18 protein-coding genes are annotated in these 23,245 nt (G+C 63.2%); 6 read left to right on the forward strand and 12 right to left on the reverse strand.

Features of this window, described 5'->3' with window-relative positions:
- Positions 1–149 precede the first annotated feature (149 nt).
- A complete protein-coding gene (locus JTE92_RS20585; protein ID WP_198065757.1) occupies positions 150–1,841 on the forward strand; it encodes a site-specific integrase in 1,692 nt (563 codons plus the stop codon).
- A 258-nt stretch (positions 1,842–2,099) separates the two neighbouring features.
- Here JTE92_RS20585 and JTE92_RS20590 read toward each other — a convergent pair whose 3' ends face one another.
- Entirely contained in the window at positions 2,100–3,158 is a 1,059-nt protein-coding gene (locus JTE92_RS20590) for a GNAT family N-acetyltransferase (protein WP_084254559.1), read from the reverse strand.
- 597 nt (positions 3,159–3,755) lie between these two features.
- On the opposite strand from JTE92_RS20590, the gene JTE92_RS20595 reads away from it, so the two are divergent.
- The gene (locus tag JTE92_RS20595) at positions 3,756–4,025 is read left to right on the forward strand and encodes a hypothetical protein (protein WP_063238884.1); all 270 of its coding nucleotides are present in this window, start codon (positions 3,756–3,758) and stop codon (positions 4,023–4,025) included.
- A 124-nt stretch (positions 4,026–4,149) separates the two neighbouring features.
- Here JTE92_RS20595 and JTE92_RS20600 read toward each other — a convergent pair whose 3' ends face one another.
- Positions 4,150–6,360, reverse strand: coding sequence for a penicillin-binding protein 1A (locus JTE92_RS20600; RefSeq protein ID WP_063238883.1), 2,211 nt, complete (start codon positions 6,358–6,360; stop codon positions 4,150–4,152).
- A gap of 163 nt (positions 6,361–6,523) precedes the next feature.
- On the opposite strand from JTE92_RS20600, the gene JTE92_RS20605 reads away from it, so the two are divergent.
- Positions 6,524–6,826, forward strand: a complete 303-nt coding sequence (locus JTE92_RS20605) for a hypothetical protein (RefSeq protein ID WP_084254558.1) — start codon at positions 6,524–6,526, stop codon at positions 6,824–6,826.
- Between the two features lie 280 nt (positions 6,827–7,106).
- On the opposite strand, the gene JTE92_RS20610 is transcribed toward JTE92_RS20605, so the two are convergent.
- From JTE92_RS20610 to JTE92_RS20655, 10 genes are all read right to left on the reverse strand, one after another.
- Positions 7,107–7,868 carry a GntR family transcriptional regulator gene (locus JTE92_RS20610; protein WP_063238882.1) on the reverse strand — a complete coding sequence of 254 codons (762 nt, stop codon included), beginning with the start codon at positions 7,866–7,868 and terminating at the stop codon, positions 7,107–7,109.
- Between the two features lie 97 nt (positions 7,869–7,965).
- Positions 7,966–9,024, reverse strand: coding sequence for a branched-chain amino acid ABC transporter permease (locus JTE92_RS20615; protein ID WP_232353278.1), 1,059 nt, complete (start codon positions 9,022–9,024; stop codon positions 7,966–7,968).
- Between the two features lie 4 nt (positions 9,025–9,028).
- Complete coding sequence (locus tag JTE92_RS20620; protein ID WP_063238881.1) at positions 9,029–9,895, reverse strand: branched-chain amino acid ABC transporter permease; 867 nt, start codon at positions 9,893–9,895, stop codon at positions 9,029–9,031.
- A gap of 8 nt (positions 9,896–9,903) precedes the next feature.
- Entirely contained in the window at positions 9,904–10,605 is a 702-nt protein-coding gene (locus JTE92_RS20625; RefSeq protein ID WP_063238880.1) for an ABC transporter ATP-binding protein, read from the reverse strand.
- Complete coding sequence (locus tag JTE92_RS20630) at positions 10,602–11,330, reverse strand: ABC transporter ATP-binding protein (RefSeq protein ID WP_063238879.1); 729 nt, start codon at positions 11,328–11,330, stop codon at positions 10,602–10,604. Before JTE92_RS20630 ends, JTE92_RS20625 begins: the two co-directional genes overlap by 4 nt.
- A gap of 7 nt (positions 11,331–11,337) precedes the next feature.
- On the reverse strand, positions 11,338–12,243 hold the full coding sequence (locus JTE92_RS20635; RefSeq protein WP_239477836.1) for a SphA family protein: 906 nt from the start codon (positions 12,241–12,243) through the stop codon (positions 11,338–11,340).
- Positions 12,244–12,285: 42 nt separating this feature from the next.
- Positions 12,286–13,542, reverse strand: a complete 1,257-nt coding sequence (locus JTE92_RS20640) for an ABC transporter substrate-binding protein (RefSeq protein ID WP_116386848.1) — start codon at positions 13,540–13,542, stop codon at positions 12,286–12,288.
- A 165-nt stretch (positions 13,543–13,707) separates the two neighbouring features.
- A complete protein-coding gene (locus tag JTE92_RS20645) occupies positions 13,708–15,486 on the reverse strand; it encodes an FAD-dependent oxidoreductase (protein ID WP_063238877.1) in 1,779 nt (592 codons plus the stop codon).
- A 34-nt stretch (positions 15,487–15,520) separates the two neighbouring features.
- Entirely contained in the window at positions 15,521–16,375 is an 855-nt protein-coding gene (locus JTE92_RS20650; protein ID WP_063238876.1) for a fumarylacetoacetate hydrolase family protein, read from the reverse strand.
- Positions 16,376–16,530: 155 nt separating this feature from the next.
- On the reverse strand, positions 16,531–17,493 hold the full coding sequence (locus tag JTE92_RS20655) for a VOC family protein (protein ID WP_063238875.1): 963 nt from the start codon (positions 17,491–17,493) through the stop codon (positions 16,531–16,533).
- Positions 17,494–18,123: 630 nt separating this feature from the next.
- Here JTE92_RS20655 and JTE92_RS20660 point away from each other — a divergent pair.
- The 3 genes from JTE92_RS20660 (at position 18,124) to JTE92_RS20670 (ending at position 23,222) form a co-directional block, all read left to right on the forward strand.
- Entirely contained in the window at positions 18,124–19,089 is a 966-nt protein-coding gene (locus tag JTE92_RS20660; RefSeq protein ID WP_063238874.1) for a WD40/YVTN/BNR-like repeat-containing protein, read from the forward strand.
- A 32-nt stretch (positions 19,090–19,121) separates the two neighbouring features.
- On the forward strand, positions 19,122–21,509 hold the full coding sequence (locus JTE92_RS20665) for an efflux RND transporter permease subunit (protein WP_063238873.1): 2,388 nt from the start codon (positions 19,122–19,124) through the stop codon (positions 21,507–21,509).
- Positions 21,510–21,575: 66 nt separating this feature from the next.
- The gene (locus tag JTE92_RS20670) at positions 21,576–23,222 is read left to right on the forward strand and encodes a DUF1302 family protein (protein ID WP_232353280.1); all 1,647 of its coding nucleotides are present in this window, start codon (positions 21,576–21,578) and stop codon (positions 23,220–23,222) included.
- The last annotated feature ends 23 nt before the right edge of the window (positions 23,223–23,245 follow it).

The raw sequence follows: 23,245 nt of genomic DNA on the forward strand, positions 1-23,245 counted from the left end.
GCAAGCCCAAGTCTAGCGCCCTGACGCTCCGATGGTGACGATAGCCAGATGAGGAATTGTTGTTGGCGAGCGATGGTTTCATACGTCTATTAACATAACTATTCTTATCGTAATAGCGTCATCGATGCACTAAACTGGCAGACATGAAAATGCTGCCAGCCAACCCCCAGACCCATCCCGCGCCGCCTGACTTCCCCGATGCGGCGTCGCTGGCCGCGCTGCGCGCCTGGTACGAGGGCGTCTCGGCCCGCGACGCGGTGGTGCGCTATTTGGCTGAGCGCAGGGCCAGCGGCCAGTCCGCGCGCGGCATCCTCGGCCGCATCCAGCAGCAGTTGGCCGAATTCGCGCGTCGCCGGCAGCGCCAGGACCTGGCCGCCTTGTTTGACCACAGTGCGGTCGAGCGGACCGGGCGGGCGAAGGCCATCCACCAGACGATCGACGTGCTGCGCCGCCTACCGCCGCCGGAACCGCAGGTCAGTGATGACATCGGTCAATGGCTGCCGGCCCGTGCCGTGGCCGCGCTGCGCGCGCACGGCATCGAGACGCTGGCGGACCTGACGGTGCGGGTGCCGCGCCGACGCCGCTGGTGGGCGGCCGTGCCCGGCCTGGGCCCAGCGAGCGCGCGGCGCATCGAAGCCTTCTTTGCCGAACACCCGCAACTCACCGAGCGCGCCCGTGCGCTGATCGCCGTGACGGACCGCGGGGAAATCGTGCCCTGGGAGCAACTGCGCCTGCCCCACGAAGTCGACGGCTCGTCCGGGATCTTTCGTGCCCCGCGGCAAACCTGCACCCTCAATGCGGACAACGACTACGATGCGGTCCAGGCATGGCTCGCGCTGCACGAGTCGCCAGCCACCCAGCGGGCGTATCGCAAGGAAGCCGAGCGGCTGATCCTGTGGGCGATCGTCGAGCGCGAGCGGCCGCTGTCGTCGCTCACCACCGAGGACGCGATTGCCTACCGCAGTTTCCTGCGCCGGCCGACCCCACACAAGCGCTGGGTGGGACCGCCGCGGCCACGCACCTCGCCCGAATGGCGCCCGTTTGCGCAGGGCCTGTCACCGCGTTCAACGGCCTATGCCTTGGCGGTGCTCGGAGCCATGTACCGCTGGCTGATCCAACAACGCTATGTGCTGGCCAATCCGTTCGCCGGCATCAAGGTGCGCGGCAGCGGGCGGACTGCGCCGTTGGATACGTCGCACGCGTTCACCGAGGGCGAATGGATGCTGGTGCGTACGCTCGCCAACGGACTGGAGTGGTCCTACGGCTGGGATGCCGTGGCGGCGCAGCGGCTGCGCTTCGTGCTGGATTTTGGCTACGCCACAGGTCTTCGCGGCAGCGAGCTCGTTGGCGCCACGCTTGGCGGCATCGAGATCGATCCCCATAGCGACCACTGGCTCAACCTGGTCGGCAAGGGCGCCAAGGCGGGCAAGGTGGCGCTGCCACCGTTGGCACGCATAGCGCTCGACCGCTATCTGGTGGAGCGCGGCCTGCCGGTCACGCCGGCGCGCTGGGACCCGCATACCCCCTTGATCGGCAGCCTCGGCCAGGAGCCTGCCAACGGCATCACCGGCACGCGCCTATGGGGCGTGTTGCGGCGCTTCTTCGCGCAAGCGGCGGACCTGATCCAGGCCGACCACCCGGTTGCCGCCGAGAAGCTGCGACAGGCCAGCCCACACTGGATGCGGCACACCCACGCGACCCATGCGCTGGCGCGCGGCGCGGAATTGACGACAGTCCGGGACAATCTGCGGCACGCGTCGATCTCGACCACCTCGATTTACTTGCACGGCGACGAGGTGAAACGGGCACGCCAACTCGGGGCGGCGTTTTCCGCTCCATAGCGACTTGGGATGCGCCGCTTGACGGCGCTGCCAGCGAATCCAGTGCTTATATCGAAATGAAGCGTTTCTTTCTTTTCTATATAACCGTAAGGCTTATGATAGCGGATTGGCCGCATCTTGGCATGACCCCAAATCCGGAATTTGCTGAACCGCCCTTTCCGCGCACTGAAACACTGAAACCGAGGCCGCAGACTGAATCCCGTGATTCATCACAACGCAGTATGTAGGGCGCGCACCTGAACCGTGACGGACGATTCCTTAGGGCTTGCGGAGCGAACGCAGGAACAGGTAGGTCAGGAGTATGCGGGATGGGGTTTTCTGAACAAAGAAGTAAGGCTGCGGCCTGCCTCCGAATCCCCTGAAGAAGCGCTCGACCGGCTCCAGCACCGACCCTTCGAAGTCAAACGTGCGCGCCACGCCAGAGGCAAATCGGATTGCGTTCCAGATGCACAGGCTGCTAGCGCCGCTGGTGCGCAGCTTCGGGTCCGAGCCGGCCATCAGGTAATAGGCGACCTGTCCGTCCCAGACCAGATAGGCGCCTGCATGACGGTGCCCCAGTTTATCCACAGCAATGAAGATCTTGCGGGCCCCTCGCGCCGCGCACGCAGCGTCCAGGCGGCGCACGTAGTCGTCGGTATATGGCAACCGCATGCATTGCCGGGTGAAAACCTGCCGGTTCAGCTGGATGAACTCATCGATACCGAGGTCGTCGCGCACCTGCAGACCATGGCGGGAGCCCGCTTTGCGAATTTCGCCCCTGATGTTGTGCTGCATGCTATTCCAGAGCGCGGCCGTATCCGACAGGTCATCGAGCACATACGTGTACTTGGTGGTCTGGCGGAATCCCTTCCAGGCAAAGGGCAGCCAATTGGTCTGGCTGGGATCCCAGTGCTGTTGGAAATGGTCGAACCGCGGCAGTTGCCCAATCAGTTCGTCCATCAACTCCTTCTGTTGGCCCAGTATCCTCGCCGGTTTTCCCGCCATCGGTGCCAGCCACGGTCCGGCCATCTTGGCCAGCGCTGGCTGGGCGATGACTGAGAACCCATACAGCCGCCGGCGGGCATAGGGAAGGCTTGCGACCACCTGGCCACCGCGTTCCACCAGGGCAACGTCCCAGTTCCCGGGACCGGCGGTGGCATCCAGCCACCACGCCTGGCTGAACAGGGGAATATTGACCGTATTGCAAAGCTGACGGTACCGGCGTTGCGCCGCGTCGCCCCCAGTGCCGATGTCAGGGATTTGCTTGACTGAATTAGCGGGCCAACTTGCGGCTGGCGCATTAGGATCAGCATAAGGTTTGCGCAGATCGTCGAGCATATCGGGTGGGCTTCCTCGAAAGGTTTCTGGCTCGTTCTCATGCCAACTTCGGCGAGCGGTAGCCCGCGCCTGAAGCTGAAATGAAGATACATTGGATTCCCAAGCAAACGACGAGGCATTGGTGTATTAAGCAACAAAACTACATGTATGAGCTTGCAAGCAGCTAACCATAGGATGCTCAATATGTCGTGGCGAAGAGAGGCCTCAGTGCTCACAACCATACTTAGCCCGGCAAGTCCGGTTTTCCATGGTACGAGTGAAGCCGTGATTTTGGATGGATCTTGACGCCGCAAGGCTTCGCCAAGAAGCAGCTCTGGTTCCCAACTTTGGAGGGGGCGGTCGCTGCAGGCTGGGCGTCGCGGCCGGGAGCAGATCAGCGACTACTTATTGTTCTTGCTAGCATGCCCGCTGGAACACTGCGGTAACATCGTCGGTGAAGGTCTTTGTAGAAATAGATTGACGCGTTCCAGTGAGCTCCTGCGATGGTGTGATTCCGGCACTGTAAACAAGGGCTGGCTATATACTGAATTTATGCAAAGCGGCCCGCCCAATCCTGGGCCTACGAGCAGATGAGCAGCCATAGTATGCATAATCGACATGGCGGCCATCTGCGGTCATAAGCGAATTGCCATGCTTCCTCTCATTGAAGAGCGCCGGCATCTGGAGCTGGCCGACCGTCACATTGCGGAAGGTCGTGTGCGAATCCGGCGGCAGATTGCCGTAATCCGCCGGCTACGAGTCTCAGACTTTGACGACACGACTGCGCTGGAATTGTTGCGCGTGCTGCGAGCTATCGGGTTGACGTCGCGCGATCATCGGCACCTGGTGGTTCACAACCTACTCGACGCATTGCAACACCAGAATTGATGGGACGTGCTGATGACTGCACGCGCCGAGTTCGGCGAACTCACTGTACCCGGCAAGCCGGCTGGCCGGAACTTGTGGAACCAGCGCACTGGAGGCCGGGCGTTGGTTTGCCAGCCGATGGGCATCAGAACGGCCAGAACGAGGGGCGGTTATGGTCTTGGGACCGAGGCCTGGAGGCAGGATTGGGCGCGGGTCCGAGCTTCGCATTCGAATCGATAGTTCCTGCCCGCAGTGCCATGTCGTAGAACGCGCCCACCATCGGCAAGGCGCTATGCGCACCCTGCCCCCAATCATTGCCAAGCGTCACGCGCCCATCGTCGAATCCCACCCAGGCGCCGGAAACCAGTTGCGCATGCATGAGGATGAACCATCCATCCGTGTTGTCCTGCGTCGTGCCGGTCTTGCCGGCCACGTCGGCACGAATCCAAAAACGGTTTCTGATACTCATGGCAGTGCCGCGATCAATCACGCCACGCATGACGTCGACGAGAGTATGTGCTGCAGCAGCGGGAAGTGCCTGCTCCGGCGACGTGCTTGGGAATTGGGCGAGCACTTTGCCTTCGTGGTTTTCGATGCGAGTGACCATACGCGGTTCAATATACGCGCCGCGGTTCGCGATCGTGCTATACGCCGAAACCATTTCCTTAAGCGTAACCGGGCTCGTGCCAAGGGCGAGCGAGGGGACCGCCTCGAGCGAACTCTCGCGTACGCCCATCTTGCGCGCGAGCCGTGCGACTTTCTCGGTACCTTCCTTTTGCATGAGCTGCGCCGTGACGCGATTACGCGAATACACGAGGGCGTCGCGCAGCGTCATTGGTCGGTCTGTGGGAGGCGCCGCATCGGTAGGCCGCCACGTCGCTTGGCCTTTCATCGGAATGGCGACGTTTTTGTCGACGAGTGTATCGCCCGGCTGTGCGCCACGTGCAAACGCCGCGCCGTAGACGAAGGGCTTGAATACCGATCCAGGCTGACGTCGCGCCTGCTGCACATGGTCGAACGGAGTTTCATTGAAATCACGACTACCAACCCATGCCTTGATCTCGCCGTTGCGCGGATCAATCGCGAGAAAACCCGCTTGGACCTGCGTCTTGCTGCGGCAAAGTGCGCGGACAAACGAGGGGTTCGCGCCGAGCTTTCGAAGCGCTACGCGATCAGATTGGCCGGCATCGCGCGCGGCACGGTAGTCGGGAGTTTGCCGGATGAAGCTCCGAAAAAGGTCGTTCCCGGGGCTACAGCCCGTACGTTCATTCCATGCCCGATTCGCTATCCATTGCAACTGGCTTGCCTGCCAGTTCATCGCTTGCACTGCCATCGACTGCAATCGGGAATCGATGGTTGTGCGCACGACCAGCCCGTCGGCATAGATGTTGTAGCCATGGCGCTCGGCCCATGCAGTCAACCACTTGCGCAGGTGCGCCGAGAAATGCGGGGCGGCGCCCAGTGGCGCGATCTGCTGCTCGAATTTGACGTAGAGATGCTGTCGCTTTAACCAGCTGTAATCCTTGTCACTGAGCTTGCCGTACTTGTTCATCTGCGCAAGCACTGTATTTCGCCGCTGGATTGCGCGATCCGGATTCAGCATAGGATTGTAGCTGCTGTTGGCCTTTAGCATGCCGACGAGCATCGCGCTCTCGAGAATGTCGAGCTGTTGGGCCGATTTGGCGAAATAGGTGCGCGCGGCCATTTCCACGCCATAGGCGTTGTACAGGAATGGCACATTGTTGAGGTAGGTTTCAAGGATCTGGTCCTTGGTGTACACGAATTCGATCTTAATCGCCGTGATCGCTTCCTTGACCTTGCGCGCGAGAGTCGGGGCGCGGCCGATTTCATCGGGATACAAATTACGCGCCAGTTGCTGCGTAATGGTCGATCCGCCCTGGCGATCGCCAGTCAATGTACGTAGTGCGGCCGACGCGGTGCGCAACCAGTCTATGCCGTGATGCTGGTAAAACCGGTGGTCTTCGGTCGCGATCAGCGCCTCTGCCATGTGGGGCGAGATCCGACTAAGCGGTACCCATTGGCGATTGACCGGTTTGAACTCGTCGATCAGTCTGCCGTCGGCCGATACGATCAGCGCTGGCCTGTCGATGCGGGCTTTGCGGATATCGTCAGTGTCTGGAGTAAAGGGAATCAGCGCCAGCACATACAGCAGAAACATTGCTGGCAGGGCAAAAAGCGTCAGCATGATGCCGCGTCGTGACGGACGGGCAAGGGAACGCAGCGCGCCGGTGAGCGTTCGCCTCGCCTTGGAAAACCTGCTGAGAACCAAGGGTCCGATGCAAGGAAGCCGCCGTGCACAAGTCTCACGAAAGAACGTAATGTAGCGGCGATTCACGGTACCGAGCGATGGCGGAAAAGGAGGAGCGGATCGTACCAAATGGAGGGCGCAGCGCCAGAGCGAGGTGCTAGAGTTACTTTTGTAACTTTCTTGATACAGGTCTCCGTGGTCCCGTCTGTTACCCTCGAGATGTCGCCAACGTTTAACTTTTGGGGCTTGTATGTCTCGTCATTTCATCAGCCTGCTCTTGCTGGCCGGCTTGAGCGTCACCTCCGCTATCGCGTATGCCGATCCATGGAAGGATGAGTCTGGGCATGGACATGGCCGGAAGTACAAGGGCGGCGACTATAAGGAGGAGTATTGGGACGGTAGCTGTAAGGTCGAGCGAAAGTGGGAAAAGAATGGGGAGTACAAGGAAGAGCGCAAATGCAAGGATCGGCCGGCCGCTTACCATCCGCCTGGGGCAGTCTATTATCCGGAGCCGGCAATCGTTGTAAGTCCGCAAGTCATCATCCGGCCCTGACGCCGATACTTCGAAATAGAAAGAGGGCCGGCTGCAACGCAGTGGGCCTTGCCACTGCGGTCACGCCCTAAGCTGCCTTGGCACGACCGCCCGGTTCTGGCCCTTGCCCCCGCCCGAACTGGCGCAACTGCAAACCTGCACGTGCCGTACAGATGGGCCTCGGCACAGAAGCATAACTCCACCATTTATCCACTGGGACATCTCGTCCGGCGGGCCGTTTGCCTAAACGTTGCCGCGGAACAAAGCCTCTGTGGCCCCTCGTAATGGCGTCCCGGCGTGTTCAGAGCGCCGCTTCCGTAGCCCCGCTCCGCCTGGACTTCCCCGTGGCGCCGGCTTTGCGCTGCTGGAGGTACTTTAGAACAAGGTCTGTGGTGTGCTGGAAATGGTCCGACAGGAGTTTGCATGCCTTGGTTGCATCCCGCGCCAGGATGGCGTTGACCATGGCTTCATGCTCTGCCGCCACATCGCGGCTACGCTCTGCCTTGGGCGCAGCAAGAGACAGAACGCGGTAGCGCGCGGTCTGGTCTCTCAGCACCCGCGAGAACCGGCGCATCCAGGGCGAACTGCAACCGGCGATCAGCACTTCGTGAAACGCTGCGTGGGCGGTTTCCCATTCGGGATTCAGGGTGCCGCCTTGACCGCGCAACACCATCGGAATGCGCGTGAGGCGATGGTGAGCGGCAATCACTTCGGATTCCCAGGCAATATCGGCCGACTCAATGGCATCGCGCAGGGCAGCGGTCTCGATCTGCTGTCTGACCCGCGTGACATCCAGCAATTCATCCGGCGACAACTCCGCGACCCGGAAACCCTTTTGATCGATGGCCAGCACGAAGCCCGTCGTGCAGAGGCGTGAAAGCGCCTCGCGCAGCGGAATGACGCCGGCCTGGTAGCGGTCGGCCAGTTCTTTCAGGCGCAACTTGCTGCCGGCGGGCAGCTTGCCATTGATGATGTCTTCGCGGACGGCCTGCTCAAGGACCGACGCCCAGGTCCGCCCGCCCAGGTCGGGAAGGGCGGTGGCGGTATCGTCGTTGACTGCCATGTTTGCTGACTTGGCTGGCACGGTTGCGTCTCGCAGAATGATAGATAGTGACCTTCATTATATATATTCCTCGACTTACCGATGTCGCAGCCATGCGTCAGGATCCACCCCTCGCAGAAGGCAGGAGCAGTTTCGACGAGACCGGCAAGGCCTCCAGCCCGAAGCGCTGCCGCACCCATCCCCACAGTCCTTGCGGAAAGAGCAGGGTGACCAGGATGGCGGTGGCGCCCAGGCCGATCAGGTAGCCGGTACCGTACTGGCCGAACCAGCGGTCGAGCGCCCAGAACAGGCAGGCGCCCACAAGCGGGCCTTCGATCGTGCCGATGCCGCCCACGACCACCATGAAGATGGCAAAGGCGGTCCAGTCCACTGCGAAGGCAGCGTCGGGGGAGATCCGCAGGTTGCCGATAAAGTAGAGGGCCCCGGCAAGCCCCGCGCCGCCGGCGCACACGACGTAGATGACGTAGCGTGACTGGCGTACGTTGATGCCGTGTGAGGCGCTGGCCAGCGGTGCGTCCTTGATGGCCCGCAGGGCAAGCCCATGCCGCGTCGACAGCAACAGGTGGACGCCGAACAGGCCGCAGGAGGCCGCGGCCAGCGTCATCCAGTACACCAGTGCTTCGCGTGTTGCGCTGTTGAAGTCGGCAAGCCCGAGCAGGCTTGTTCCGGTGCCGCCACCGAGCCATGGCATGTTGGCGATCGTCAGCCGTGCCAGTTCGGCAAGCGCCCAAGTGCCGATCGCGAAATAGCCGCCATGGAGACGGAAGGCGATCGGTGCGGCCAGGGCTGCCGCAGCGGCGGCCGCCAGCGCTGAGAGCGGTACCGACCAGAACGGGTTCAGGCCAGCATTGTTCGACAGGGCGACGATGGCGTATCCGCCCAACCCGAAGAAGGCCTGCTGCCCCACGGAAACCATGCCGGCGAAGCCAGCCAGCAGGTTCCACATTGCAGCAAAGACAAAGTAGCAGCCGATGCGCGTCAGTTCGCGCATCCACGCCGGGTCGCCCCAGGCCGGCAGTGTCGCCGCCGTCAGCACCAGTGCCAGCAGCAAGCCATAGCTGGCATAGCCGGCGCGGGTCATCCGACGCACCCGCCATGCCGGTTCGGCCTGCAGGAGCCCGGAAGGCGGGATGGAGGTCGTATCGATGTGTTCCATGTTTTCAGTCCCTGGTTTGGGGAAGAAGTCCCTGAGGCCGGACCAGCAAGGTCAGCAGGAAGATGAGGTGCCCGAACCACGTGCCCCAGCCCGGATCGAAGTACATGCCGACGGACTGGGCCACGCCGAGCAGCGCCGCGCCCAGCCAGGCGCCCCAGAACGATCCCATGCCGCCGACGATGACCGCCTCGAAGGAGAACAGCAGCAGGCTGGGCCCGTCTGCGGGAGAGACGGTGGTGCGCATGCCTTGCAGCACGCCCGCCGCGGCGATCAGCATGAAGGCGATGGCGGTCGCCAGGCCATACACGTGCCTGGCATCCAGCCCGGTCAGCTGGGCGGCTTCCGGATCATCGGAGACTGCCCGGAAGGCGCGGCCGATCGCCGTGCGCGTCATCATTGCCTGCAGGCCCGCAGTGGCCAGCAATGAGACGGCGAAGACGAGCAGCGGCAGGGCGCCAATGGACAGGTCTTGCGTCAGCGGCAGGGCCACGAGGTTAAGTCCGCCTGCGTCGATGGAGCGCGGGTCCGACGTGAAGACGGCAAGCAGGACATTCTGGATCACGATGGATAGCCCGAAGGTGACCACCAGCGCAGGCAGGGGATCGCGCGACAGCACACGGTTGAGTAGCGCACGCTGCAGCACGTAGCCGAGTGGGAAGAACAGCCCCACCACCAACACGGCGGCGGCAAGCGCCGGCCAGCCGCTGGCAAGCATCGCGGCGATGGCCGCGAACGCCGCCAGGACGAGGCAGTCGCCGTGGGCGATATTGGTCAAGCGCATGACGCCGTACATCAGGGCTAGTCCGAGCGCAAAGAGGGCGTACACGCTGCCGAGCAGCAGCCCCTGGATCAATACATCTGTCAATAGCATGGCTTACCTCAGCAGCCGAAATAGGCTTGTGTGATTTGCGCGGCAGACAGTGCGTCGGCGCGACCGGAGAGCGTGACCCGTCCCCGTTGCAGACAATAGAGCCGCTCGCTGACCCTGCATGCCGTGGACAGGTCTTGCTCCACCACCACGACGGTGGTTCCCTCCTGGCCGACGGTCGTGAGCGCCGCATAGACTTCCCGTACCACCGCGGGCGCGAGACCGAGCGAGATTTCGTCGCACAGCAGCAGCAGTGGATTGCCCATCAACGCGCGGCCGATGGCCACCATTTGCTGCTGGCCGCCCGACAGCGAGGTGGCCGGCAGGGCACGCTTGTCTTTCAGCGCAGGGAACAAGGCGTACACACGTTCGAGTCCCCAGGTCCCGGCCCGGCCGGTGTGCTTTCCCATCAGCAGGTTTTCCTGGACCGACAGGCTCGGGAACAGCCTGCGGCCTTCCGGCACCAGACTGATTCCCGCTCGCGCCGTCGCGGCGGCTCCGATCCCGCCGATGGTGGTATCCCCGAATCGCACCGCATTCGCATGGACCGGCACCAGGCCGACGATCGACTTCAGCAAGGTGGACTTGCCGGCGCCATTCGCCCCGATGACCGCGACGATTTCGCCAGGATAGATGTCCATGTCGACGTCATGCAGGGCCTGGAAGTCGCCGTAGCGGCTGGACAATGCTCTGACTTGCAGGATGGCGTTCATGTGCCGTGCTCCTCGGTTCCCAAGTAGATCTGCCGGACCTTGGGATCGGCCATCACGGCATCAGGCTTGCCGTCGCAGACAATCTCGCCGAAGTTGAGCACCACCAGGCGGTCCGCGACCTTCATCAAGGCATGCAGTACATGCTCGATCCATACGATGGTGATGCCCGACTGCTTCAGCACCTGCAGTTCAGAAACCAGCAGCGCGGCTTCTGCCTCGGTCAGGCCGCCGGCAATTTCGTCGAGCAGCAGCAGCGTGGGGGAGGTGGAAAGCGCGCGAGCCAGTTCCAGGCGTTTGCGGTTGAGCAGCGTCAGCGTGCCGGCAGGCTGATTCGCCAGCCCCAGCATGCCGCTCATGCGCAGCGCGTCGACGGCGCGTGCTTGCGCGGGCCCCGCGCCCAGTCCGGCGCCGAAGCGTGCCGCGGTGAGGCAGTTCTCGAATACCGTCATCGAGCCGAAAGGCCGAGGGATCTGGTATGACCGCCCGATGCCCAACCGCGCCCGCTCATGCGCTGGCCGGCTAGTCACGTCGGCACCATCAAAAACGACGGTGCCACGGTCGGCGGCAACATCGCCGCTGATCAGGTTGAACAGCGTGGTCTTGCCGGCCCCGTTGGGACCCAGGATGCCGACCGTCTCGCCATGCCGAACCGAAAGCGAGACGCCCCTGCTGACATGGATGGCGCCATAGTGCTTGCTGACGCCCTGCAGTTCCAGTGCTGACATGAGCGCCTCACTTCAGCGGGAACGCGGCCTTGAGCCAGAAGGCATCACCGGCCGCGCGATTTTCGACCGCGAACTCTTTTTGCCACTTCAGCGTGAGGAACCAGCCCTTGCCGCTGTCATACTTGACCGACGGGCCGATGGCGAAGGCCTGGCCGCGTCTGCCCGGCAGGGTCTGTCCGTCCTGCTTGTCGTCCGTGATCTGCTTGTAGAGATATCCACCTACGCCGGCGACCCAGTGCGGAGACACGCCCCACCCGATGGCATAGTCGGCATGGAGCTCCTGCCCGGAGCGGTATCCGGTATCGCGATTGCGGGTGTTGATGGCCCACATCGCCTTGAAGTCTAGGTTCAGGCCGTCTGGCTTGACGCGGGAGATGGCGATGACGGGCTCGACCGCCCAGTAGTTGCGCCCGATGTTGGCGAGGTCGTTCCGGTCGTAACGGCCGGTCGGGGCATAGATGTCGAGCGCATAGACGACATGCCACTCGGGCGAATAGTGATAGCCGATCCCGGTGCCAAACGTCATGTCGCCAAGGCCCGATTTGGCCTGCGCGCTGCCATTCACGCCGACCTTGAGGTCGACCAGCGGCGCGATCGCATGCAGGACGATATCGCCGCCAAGGAACTTCTGCCCGGGTACCCAGACGATGCGCGGGGCAATGGCGCTTGCTCGCACGGAGAAGTCCACCGGCACGCGGTTGCCATCGCCATCCATCAGGCGATCCGCGCGGTAGTGGCTGGCAAACACCTGGCCATAGAGGCCGGGGGGCGGCAAGGCACCGGTCATGTAGTTCTCGGCGCCATGCGGGTAGATCGAGCCACCATTCTCGGTGGCCATGCAAGCGGCGCTGGCGGCGACGAGCGTCGTCGCAGTCCAGGCTTTCATCCTGACTGACATGCAGTCTTCCTCCATTGTGTGTTCTGCAGGCGAGGCCGGCCGGCCCCGGCCGTGGCATCAGAGCGGTATCAGCTTTCCGCCTACCGGTACTTGGGGCGAGCTCTGATTGCTGACGACTGTCAGCTCGAACCTGCGCTTGGCTCCACGCTTCCACTGCCCTCCGACCAGCCCTGTCTTGGCGACATTGCCGACCGGGCCGCCCTGCCAGCGGATCGGTCCGACCACGGTATTGAGATCGGTCTGGGCGAGCGCGTCCCGGATCGCCGCGCGGTTGCCCGGGTCGCGGGCGCGCCGGATGACGTCGACCGCCACTTCGAGCAAGGCATGCACGAAGCCGATCGGTTGCGTCCATTGCCGCCCGGTGGACTGCTCGTAGTGGCCCGCCAGGTCGGCGGCGCTCTGGCCGGTCAGCGACGACCGGTACGGATGCCACGGTGTCCACCAGACCTCCGTGGTGATGCCCTCTGCCAGGTCGCCAAGTGCTTCGACCGTAGTGGGATACAGCATGGCCTTTGCCACGGAGATCACCTTCGGGCGGAAGTTCTGCTGGCGCGCCTGCGTCAGGAAGGTCTTCATGTCAGGCGGGATCACGACCCCGGTGACGATATCCACGGACTCGCGCCGGAACGCCGAGAGGTGCGACGCGAAGGATTGCGTCATGTTCTGGTAGCGGCCGGGATCGACCAGTGCAAAGCCCTTGCGGGCCAGCGCTGGCGGCAAGCCAAGTTTGCGGTCGCCCCAGGCGTTGCCGTCACTGTCGTTGGGAAAGAGGCCGCCCACCTTTTTATTGGTCGCGGCCATGGCCCACATGTTGGTGAAGACCTCGATGACGTCTTCCAGGCCCCAGAAAAAGTGATAGGTCCATTTGAAGCCACGCTCCGCCGTGCCGCCGCGACCGAAAAACCACGGCTGCCACGGTGCCATCGTCGAGATGCACGGAACGCCGTTCAGCTCGCAGGCGTCCGAGACCGGATTGGTGGTCTCGGGTGTCGACGAAACCACCATCAGGTCGATCTTGTCCTTCAGGATCAGCGCGTTGGCGACTTCGCCGGCGCGGTTCGGGTTGGACTGGCTGTCGCGCAGCAGGATCTCGACCCGCGGTGCGCCGCGCTTCTCCAGTGCCGGCATGATCTGCTGGATGCTCCAACGGTCGGCCTCGCCGAACGCGGCAAGCGGACCGGTCTGCGGCGAGACCAGGCCAATGCGGATGGGGCGGGATGGCTGTGCCATCAGGGGCGGACTGACAGCGGCGGCGGCCAGCGTGGCCGCCGATCCACACAGCAGTTTCCGACGCGATGCGTTCACGTGATTCATGTCTTCCTCCATGTTTGCGCCTTGTTTTGCGTCTCTTTTTTCGGGCGCGTGCTCCCCTGGCGCCAGGGCAGGCCCCGGCGCCATTGGCTGACGCTGTGGTAAAGGGGGGCGGCGGCCAGCGAATGCAGCCGCCGGCGTTACGCCGTGCGCGCGCGTAGGCCGCCGTCAGGCGGCGCGACGGCAGCCGGTAGCATCGGGGGCGCGGCCCAGGATGTCGTGCAGGGCATCGGACAGCGCCTCTTCCGCATCTGCGCCCAGTTCCTGCCGGCGCCAGCTGACGAAGCGGTCCGGCCGGACCAGGATCGCGCCCGCGTCGGAAATGCCGCGCAGCCGGCTCCAGGTGCCATAGACATCATGGGCATCGCAGTTGGGGCCACCGATGCTGACGACGTCAATCCCGACACCCAGGCGGTCCGACAGCCGGGCCGCGATGTCCTTCCAGGCCTGCCCGCCGATGCCGGTAAGCAGCGTGAAGCGGCCATGGCCAACCAGGTCCAGGGTCGACACACGGGCCTTGCGATGCTCCAGCCAGGCATGGGGCACCACCCCTCCCGGCGACGAGCACGGGTGGTAATAGAGTTCGGGATCCCTGGCGGCGGGCTCGCGGGGCAGGCCATCGGGCACCACGGCCGACGACTGGTAGACTTGCCCGAGCTCGACGCCATGGCAATTGAATTGGTAGTTCTGCAGTTCGACGGCATCCTGCAGCGCACGTCGCCGCGCGCGGCCGGTCTCGGTGTCGCTGAACAGTTCATCGACATTGGCCCAGCCTTCGGCTTCGCTCTGCCCGGCGCCGAAGCCCAGTGCCTTGGCGATCGGCAGCATGTCCTGTACCGATTTCATGGCACGGTCGACGACCTGGCGGGCCACCGGCTGGCGCTCGGCCGAGTAGGTATCGAGCAGGGTGTCGTCGGCATCGCCGCGAATGACGTACGCCAGCTTCCACGCCAGATTGAAAGCGTCCTGGATTGAGGTGTTGGTGCCAAGGCCGTTTGCCGGTGGATGGCGGTGGGCGGCGTCGCCAGCGATAAAGACCCGGCCCTTGCGCATCGTCTTCGCCGCCACATGGTTAATCTGCCATTTGCTGACCGCTTTGACCTTGATGGGCAAGGAGTCGTCGCCGATGGTGGCGCGGGCGCGGCGGATTACGGCCTCCTCGCTGAGATCGGGCTCGCCCTGCGCCGGGTCGTACATGAATAGCAGCACCCACTCGTTCCACGGACGCACGCAGATGTAGGTGCCGCTGCCGACCCAGTAGTCGTTGCCCGGCTGCGTCATCCAGTACAGCACGCCGGGACGGTGTTCGCAGTATTTGGCGAGATCGACTTCGAGCCAGCAATTGACCGCTGCGCCGAGGCCCATCTTTCCGTCCATCTCGAATCCGCACTGCGGCACTACGGTGCTCGCACCGCCGTCGGCACCGATCACGTAGCGCGCCTTGACCCGGATGGTCTCGTCGGTAAGACGATCCTTCAGGATGGCCGTCACTTCGGCATCGTCCTGGGTGATCTGCGTCAGTTCCGTGTTGAACAGGAACTCCGCTCCGCGCTCGCGCGCGCACGCCAGGATTTCGGGTTCCAACAGATGCTGCGGCGCATTGCACATTTGGGAGGGACTGGCCAGCGCATAGTCGGCCTTGCGCTGCTCCGAACTGCCCCAGGTCTGTAGCCGCGCGATCTCGGTGCCGGCAAAGCTGGTGGCCCAGATGTTGTTGCTCATCAGCTCATTGGGCGTTGCGAGCTGGCGCACGCGCTCCTCGATGCCCAAGTCTCGGAGCACTTCCATCGTGCGCTGGTTGGTGATGTGCGCACGCGGGGAATTTGCCGTGCCCGGATACTTGGTGATGGTGAGCGTGCGAATGCCATAGGTCGCAAGCAGGGCCGTGGCGGTCAGTCCAGACGGACCTGCCCCGACGACCAGAACGGGTACTTCAATGGTTTTCAACTTTGTCTCCTCTCGATCTGTGTTGGTGGATGCCTCAGCGCGTGGACTCGTCGACGATCGGGTTCGACAGCGTGCCAATGCCTTCGATGCTGACTTCGCAAAGGTCGCCATGGCGCATCAGCAGCCGAGGGCTGCGCGCCCAGCCGATACCGGATGGCGTGCCGGCCACGATGACGTCTCCCGGTTCCAGCGTGATCGCCTCGCTGATGATCGAGATCAGCGACGGCACGTCATGCAGCATGTCGGAAGTGTTGGCAGACTGGACCATCTGCCCGTTGAGCCTGGTCTCCAGTCTCAGGCCGGCGGCACCCGCCGGCAGCTCGTCCGCGGTCACGAGGATCGGGCCAAAGCCGCCCGTGGCATCGAAGTTCTTGCCCACCGTCCATTGCGGCGACTTGAACTGGTATTCGCGCACCGAGCCATCGTTGAAGATCGAGTACCCGAACACGTGGGAGAGAGCGCTCTCGCGTGCGATATGCCTGCCGCCCTTGCCGATGATGACCGCCAGTTCGCCTTCGAAGTCCAGCGAATCGCTCGCCTGCGGTCTCACGATGGCGCCGCCATGCCCCACGAGGCTCGTCGGCACGCGCAGGAACAGCGTCGGGTAATCCGGCTGCTCGTACGGCGATTCCTTGGTGTGATCGGCATAGTTGAGGCCGACGCAAAGAATCTTGCGCGGATTGATGACTGGCGGCAGGTAGCTGACCTCGGCCGTGGCCGGCACGGGCGTCGCCTCCGCGGCCAGGTTTCGCCACTGCTCGGGGCTCAGACCCGCGGCGATCAGCGCTCCGGCATCGATGCCGGTCGACAGGGGTAGGACGGCAATTCCCTGGTCGGACACGATGCCCACGCATTGCTGGCCATCGAGCCGTAACGTTGCCAATTTCATATCGAACTCCTATGTGGATCAATGCCGTTGTCTAGAACGGCTCAAAGATATAAATAACGAAAAAACGTATATATTCAGGCGCGATACGAACGAACGCTGAACTCGCGTCCTGCTATTGAAGGAGCCGAGCTACTCGCGCTGCTTGCCCGGTGTAATCAGGCTTCGGTGTTGCGCACGAAGTCTGCGGGAACGTCAGGACCCCACTGGTACAAGGAGTCCTCCGGGGGAAAATCGCCGGCCGGCCAGGTTTGCCCTGCGGCGATGTAGTCGATGTCGGCCGAATACTCGAAGAACGAGCCCCAGGGATCGCGCACGTAGAAGAAATAATTGGATCCGAGCACATGGCGGCCAGTACCCCAGCCAGCGGGGTAGCCGGCCGCGGCCATCTGGCTGGCACCCTGGCCAACTTCGTTGACGTTGGCGACGTCCCACGCGGAGTGGTGCCAGCCTTTGGCCGAACTCTTGACCAGCGCCAGCAGATGGTGATCGCTGCCGTAAGGCGCATGGGTGAAGGCAATCAGGTCACCGGAGCGGTCGGAAAGGCGCAGGCCGATGGCCTCGCGATAGAAGTCCAGTGCTCTGCCCACGTCAGGCGAGAACATCAGCACGTGCGAAAGGCGACGCGGCCGGATCTGGGGTACCTGGCTGCGCGTGGCCGAGCCCCGCACGCCGGCAGGCGTACTCTCCATGCGCATCACCGACTTGCCGCTCGGAGAGGTCTTGGGCCCTGCCTTGACCTGAACCAGGTTGCCGTCCGGGTCGAAGAACCACACGCCTTCGAGGCTGCCGAAGCGCGCGTCGTCGACGATCGTCGCGCCGCACGCCGCGAGTTGTTGCCGGATGCCCGAGAGATCTCCCTCGAAGCAATTGAAGCTGAGGTAGGCGAGCCGCTTGCTTTCGCCTTCGTAGAATCGGGCCCACCGATGATGGTCCGCGGCAAATACGTCGAGGCAGTCGCCGTTGCGCAGCACGGTCAGTCCGAACGACAGCAGGAAGTGTTCGGCGACGGCCAGGTCAGGCACCTCCAACGCGAAGTGGTCGATGGAATGTACCGCGTGACTGGCCGCTGCCGGCTGTACGTCAGGAAGTGACCGGTTCTTGGCCTGGCTGCTATCCATCCTTTGTCTCCAAGTTGTTCTGTTGATCAGGCTTCATGGCGAGCCCTGTGAGCGCGGCGTCAGCGAATGAAGCTGTCGGATGCCCGCTTGCGCATAAAACCTATACTAGAGCAAAAAATATATAAAAACAACGTTTGACTATGATGTTGTCGAATCAACCATCGCGATCGTCACTCTGTCGCAGGGGAACCGAGGCATGGTCTGGGATGCCGGCTGACCGGTGCGGTGTGTCGCTGGTTGTGCGGACGCCATCGCGCCGCCATTGATGCCATCGGCACTGCTGTCATATCTGGGCGCTGAACAGGGGCAATGCGTCGCTGATTCCTGCTCTGCATGCGCATTGTTGTGCGACTTCACGTTATTCCGCGGGCAGCGCCACATCTTCATTGTTTGAATATATATATTCGTAGGGTTAACGATGCTTTAAATGAATAGATATGAAGAGGTGTTTTATATATATTTCACGGCGGGCGTTCGCAGCATAGGCGGTAGGGCAATCGGGGGTACGCCCTGCCGTTCCTGGCGATGGTTAGACGGAGTGGTGGTATCGCGCATCGCTGCCTTGACCCGACGCCGTTGCACGGCCGCGTCCCGGCCGGTTGATCCATTGCGCAGCACAGAGAGTCACGCATGAAGCAAATCTTCAAGACATTGATTTCCGGCCTGCCGTTGATGGTGATCGGTGGCCTGCTTTACGCCGGCCTGTTCATCAAGCCCAAGCCCTCCGGGGTCAATCTCACGCCACCGCTGTTCCAGCGCGACGACAGGTTCTTTGGCATTACCCGCGGTCCGGCGAACGCTGTCTGGCTGGTCGGCGCGCATGGCAGGGTGCTTCACAGCCGGGATGCGGCAAAGACATGGCAGCCGCAGGTTTCCAACGTGACGGTAAATCTTCAGGACGTCGCCGCATGGGATGCGCTGCATGCGGTGGCTGTGGGCGACGAGGGCGTCGTGGCCGTAACGCAGGACGGAGGCACGAGCTGGCGCCAGGTGGAGGCACCGCGGTCGCGCATCGCGAACAAGCTGGTGCGCGTCAAGGCGATGTCGAACGGGCAGGCGTGGGCCGTCGGCGAGGGCGGCGCCACGTTGCGCACGCTCGACTATGGCGTGAGCTGGACGCGTGCCGGTGCGCAAGAAGACGTCGCGTGGAACGACATTGCCGTGCTTGGACAGCACGCGTGGCGCGTCGGCGAATTCGGCCGCATCGAACACTCGTCAAACGAAGGCGGGAACTGGCAGGCGCAGGAGACCCCTGCCAAGGCAAGCCTGACCGCCGTGGCCTTTCGCGATGCGCGGCATGGCGTCACCGTCGGCCTTGGCGGCACGGTCCTGTCTACCAGCGACGGCGGTCAGCACTGGCGGGTTGAGACACGGGCAACGGACGAACACCTCTTTGATGTCATCTGGGACGGCCACCGCTGGCTCGCCACCGGCGACAAGGGCGTGGTCCTGCTGGGCGATGCGGCGGGACAGGCCTGGCGCGCCACGCGCGCGGCGCCCGGGGACCGCACCTGGCACACCAAAGTGGCCGCGGACGAGACCCATTACTACTTCAGCGGCGCGCAACCGCTGGTGACAAACAAGCAGGCGCTGTAAGGCAAGCGGTGCCAGCAGCCAAGGAGGAGCCGGTGAACAAATTGTTTTCCAATCAGCTTGAACGCTTTGTCGATCTCTGTCTGCGACGGCGCGGGTACGTGGTGGCGATCTTCGTGCTGCTGACCGTGGTGATGGCAGGGTTCGCCGCGCGCGTCAGCATTCGTACGGTCTTCGACGACCTGCTGCCGCAAAGCCACGCCTACATCAAGGTGCACAACGAGTTCCGGCAGGCATTCGGCAGCTCCAACATGGTCAGCATCATGCTGGAGGCCGAGCAGGGCGACATCTTCGATCCTGCGCTGCTAGGGAAGGTCAGGACGATCACCACCGCGCTGCAGCAGGTCGACGGTGTCAACCAGTTCCAGATCGTTTCGCTGGCGTCGAAGAAGCTCAAGGAAATCCGAGGCTCGACCGATGCCATCGAGATGCGGCCGCTCATGTGGCCCGACGTGCCCGATACGCCGGCCGGCCTGGCGGCGTTGCGCGAAGCCGTCCTGAACAATCCGCTGGTCTATGGCGCCTACGTATCGAAAGACCTGAAGTCGACGCTGATCACGGTGGACTTCTATGAAGGCGCGGCCGACTACCGCAAGATTTTCCCGCAGGTGATGAAGATCGCCGACGCGCAGCGCGGCGACGGCGTGGTGGTGCGCGTGGTCGGTGAGCCCATCCTGTACGGTTGGGTGAACCACTATCTGCCGGAGACGCTGAACATCTTCCTGGTCACGGTGGCCTGCCTGGTCGCGTTGCTGTTTATCGCGGCGCGCACCTGGCGTGGGACCTTGCTGCCGCTGCTGGCCGGGCTGACCAGTGCCGTCTGGGCGCTGGGATCGGCCAGCCTGATTGGCTACAACCTGGACCCGCTGGTCATCGTGATTGCATTCTTGATTACGGCGCGAGCGATCTCGCATTCCGTGCAGCTGGTGTCCCGCTTCGATGACGAGCTCGCTGCCGGCGCACCTACGACCGTGGCCGCAGCGCGGGCGGCGATGCTGCAGCTGTTCAAGCCCGGCATGCTCGGCGTGCTGGCGGATGCTGGCTGCATGATCGTGGTCGTTCTCACGCCAATCCCCCTGATGCACAAGGTGTCCATTATCGGTTCGGTGTGGGTGATGACGATTGCGGTGACGGCCTGCGTGATGACGCCGGTACTGTTGTCGTGGATCCGCCGCCCCCAAGGCCATGCACATCCGATTGACGTGTCGCCAGTCCTGCGCGGCATCCTGTCCTGCGCCGTGCGCGTCGTCACATCGAAAGCACGCTACGCCGTGCTCGCCGGGGCCGTGCTGGTGTTTGTCGCATCCGGTCTCTATGCATTCAATCTGACCGTCGGCGATGCGGAGCCGGGCTCACCCATTCTCTGGCCGGACGCGGTCTACAACCGCGACGCGGCCGCCGTCAACCGGCAGTTCCAAGGCGCCGACCGCATGTATGCCGTGGTTTCTGGCGCCCAGCCCGGTGCCATCAAAGACCCCGAGGTCTTGCGGACGATGAGCGAGATGCAGCGCTATATGGCGGCACAGCCGGAGATCGGCGGCAGCGTGTCGGTGGCGGACGTCATTCCGGCGGTCAAGCGGGTGCTGCGCGAAGGCAACCCGCGTTACCAGGACCTCGGCAGCACGGCCCAGGAGAATGGCGAGCTGCTGTACATGCTGGCGTCGGGTTCGGATCCCGGCGACATGACGCGGCTTCTGGACCCGCAGGCCCGGCATGCGTCGGTTACCTTCTTCTTCCGCGACCATCGCGGCGAAAGCATCCGGACCGCGATCGACCGCCTGAAGACCTTCATCGCCGAACATCCGCTGGAAAAGGTGCAGTATCAGCTCGCCGGCGGGCTCGTCGGCGTGCTCGCCGCCGTCAACGAAGTGATCCTGGCCGGCCAGATCGAGAGCATTGCGCTGGCACTGCTGGTGCTGATCATCTGCTGCGCGGTGGCCTATCGCTCCACGATGGCCGGACTGTTCTTCATGGTGCCGGTGGTGCTCTCCAACACGGTCACGTTCAGCTACATGGCATGGAAGGGCATCGGCATGAACCTCAGCACGCTGCCCGTTGCAGCGCTTGGCATTGGCCTCGGTGTGGACTACGCGTTCTATATCGTCGATGGCATCCGCGAAGAGCTGGAGCACGATAACGACCTGGTGCGCGCGATCGCCAATTCGCTGGCTACCGCGGGCAAGGGCGTGCTGATCACCGCCCTGACGCTGACCGTCAGCGTCGTGCTCTGGTGCACCTCTTCCGTGCGGTTCCAGGCGGACATGGGCATCCTGATGGCGCTCTGGCTCTGCATCTCCGCCATCAGCGCGCTCTTCCTGATGCCGGCGATGGTCTACGTATTCCGGCCACGCTTCATCGTGGGCTCGGCGTTGCCCGTCCGGGCCGCGCCCATTCCCGAAGCCCCATTGAAGCAGGCGGCATGACGCTGTCAGCGGACATGCCGCGGGGCATGTCTCGCGCAATAAAAAACCAACAGAGGAGGAGACCCCATGATGCAAGGAGGAAGGCTGCCCGTGCGGCGGCCCGGACAGGCCGCGCCAGCGATGAAATGCATTCCCGCCCTATTGCTGGGCCTTGGCATCGGCCTTGCCCCGGCGACAGCCATGGCGACAAACGCCGATACATCGCAGCCGGTGTCCATCGCCAGCACAATCGCCCAGGCATCCGTCGCTGCCGAGCCGGGCACGCAGGCGGACGAAGACAGCGGATTCATTCACAGTTTCCGGTTCGGCGGTTATGCGCGGACCTGGGCGTCCTGGAACCTGGAGGATCACCCGGAGATTCCGCAACGCAGCGCCGGCTCGCTGCAGATGCTGCGCGGGTCGCTCTCACTGAATGCCGAGGCAACGACCGGGCCGCTGAAGTGGAAGGCGATCGGGCGTGCCGATAAGGAGGTCAATACCTCGTACCAGCGAGACCTCGAGGAGGCCAATCGGCGAAATTCTCCCGGAGGTCCGGGCAGCAACCTGATGGATCAGTACGACCAGGTCCAGCTTCGGGAACTCTATGTCGATATGGATCCGACGGAACGCTTGCACCTGCGCCTGGGGAAACAGCAGGTGGTGTGGGGCGAGACGGATTTCTTCCACCCAACGGACCTGATTCACGGCTTTGACTACCGCTGGCGTTCATTTCTTGAAAGCGACAACGACGAACTCAGAAAGCCGCTCTGGCTGATCAACGCCAAGTTCGATGTGCCGGAAGCGGACGGCTCGCTGCAACTGGTTCTGCGCCCCGGCATCGATCGCGAGCGGGATATCGGGAACAGCTATGACCTTTACGGCGGCCGCTGGGCCGCGCAACCGTACAAGGGCGTTGACTTTCTGGCGCCCGGCTTCCTGAACTACGACCGCCGCCATCCGGCGGGGGATACGCACAATCCGACCGGGGGCCTGCGCTGGACCGGCCTCGCGGGACCGGTCAACTACGCCATTTCTTACCTGAAGACCTACAAGCCGGACCCGGTGGTGAATTCCGCCTTTGCGCCGTACCAAAAGACGCCGACTGGCGGGCTTGGCGATTTCATCTTCCCCAAGATGGATGTGTACGACGTCAGCGTCAGCGGCCAGATCCCCGGACTTGACGCGGTCGTCACCGGCGAGGTCGCTTACCAGCGCAACGTCGCCTACAACGTCGGCAGCAACTTCATGAATGGCGCGCTGCCTGGCTTTGGCGGGATCATCCGCAAGGATGCCGTGCTCACCACGTTGCGTTTCGACAAGCAATTGCGGCTGATGGAGTGGTTGGGCACCAACCAGGCCTCGTTCTTCTCGCTGCAAGTGTTCGACACCTGGTTGCCAGGCTACAAAAGCTCCGACGACATCGTCGAGCAGGTTGGATTCGGGGCCCGCCTGCGGGAGCACACCACGCTGCTCACCTCCTTTATCCAGCTGAACTACCTCAACAGCCGGCTCAACCCCGGCCTGGCTGTCGGTATGGATCTCAGCAACGGCGATGCATTCGTGATCCCCAGCGTCTCGTTCCAGATCGGCAATCACTGGCGTCTGCTGGCTGAGGCCGATCTCTTCTTCCCCAAGCACAGCAGGAAACCGGGCCAGGTCGAGAGTTCGACGCACACCCTCGGAGACTTCGCACGCAACAGCCAGTTCATGCTGCGGGCGACCTATCAGTTCTGAACCACGATAAGCAAAGGAGACAG

The sequence above is a fragment of the Cupriavidus oxalaticus genome (genome assembly GCF_016894385.1).
In the GTDB taxonomy this organism is placed as follows: Bacteria; Pseudomonadota; Gammaproteobacteria; order Burkholderiales; family Burkholderiaceae; genus Cupriavidus; species Cupriavidus oxalaticus.

Coding starts and splice junctions, on each gene's coding strand:
- JTE92_RS20650 (WP_063238876.1), bottom strand. CDS start 16,375: ATGAAATTGGCAACGTTACGGCTCGATGGCCAGCAATGCGTGGGCATC.
- JTE92_RS20590 (WP_084254559.1), bottom strand. CDS start 3,158: ATGCTCGACGATCTGCGCAAACCTTATGCTGATCCTAATGCGCCAGCC.
- JTE92_RS20630 (WP_063238879.1), bottom strand. CDS start 11,330: ATGTCAGCACTGGAACTGCAGGGCGTCAGCAAGCACTATGGCGCCATC.
- JTE92_RS20610 (WP_063238882.1), bottom strand. CDS start 7,868: ATGGCAGTCAACGACGATACCGCCACCGCCCTTCCCGACCTGGGCGGG.
- JTE92_RS20605 (WP_084254558.1), top strand. CDS start 6,524: ATGTCTCGTCATTTCATCAGCCTGCTCTTGCTGGCCGGCTTGAGCGTC.
- JTE92_RS20625 (WP_063238880.1), bottom strand. CDS start 10,605: ATGAACGCCATCCTGCAAGTCAGAGCATTGTCCAGCCGCTACGGCGAC.
- JTE92_RS20640 (WP_116386848.1), bottom strand. CDS start 13,542: ATGAATCACGTGAACGCATCGCGTCGGAAACTGCTGTGTGGATCGGCG.
- JTE92_RS20585 (WP_198065757.1), top strand. CDS start 150: ATGCTGCCAGCCAACCCCCAGACCCATCCCGCGCCGCCTGACTTCCCC.
- JTE92_RS20655 (WP_063238875.1), bottom strand. CDS start 17,493: ATGGATAGCAGCCAGGCCAAGAACCGGTCACTTCCTGACGTACAGCCG.
- JTE92_RS20660 (WP_063238874.1), top strand. CDS start 18,124: ATGAAGCAAATCTTCAAGACATTGATTTCCGGCCTGCCGTTGATGGTG.
- JTE92_RS20615 (WP_232353278.1), bottom strand. CDS start 9,024: ATGGAACACATCGATACGACCTCCATCCCGCCTTCCGGGCTCCTGCAG.
- JTE92_RS20635 (WP_239477836.1), bottom strand. CDS start 12,243: ATGGAGGAAGACTGCATGTCAGTCAGGATGAAAGCCTGGACTGCGACG.
- JTE92_RS20620 (WP_063238881.1), bottom strand. CDS start 9,895: ATGCTATTGACAGATGTATTGATCCAGGGGCTGCTGCTCGGCAGCGTG.
- JTE92_RS20670 (WP_232353280.1), top strand. CDS start 21,576: ATGATGCAAGGAGGAAGGCTGCCCGTGCGGCGGCCCGGACAGGCCGCG.
- JTE92_RS20595 (WP_063238884.1), top strand. CDS start 3,756: ATGGCGGCCATCTGCGGTCATAAGCGAATTGCCATGCTTCCTCTCATT.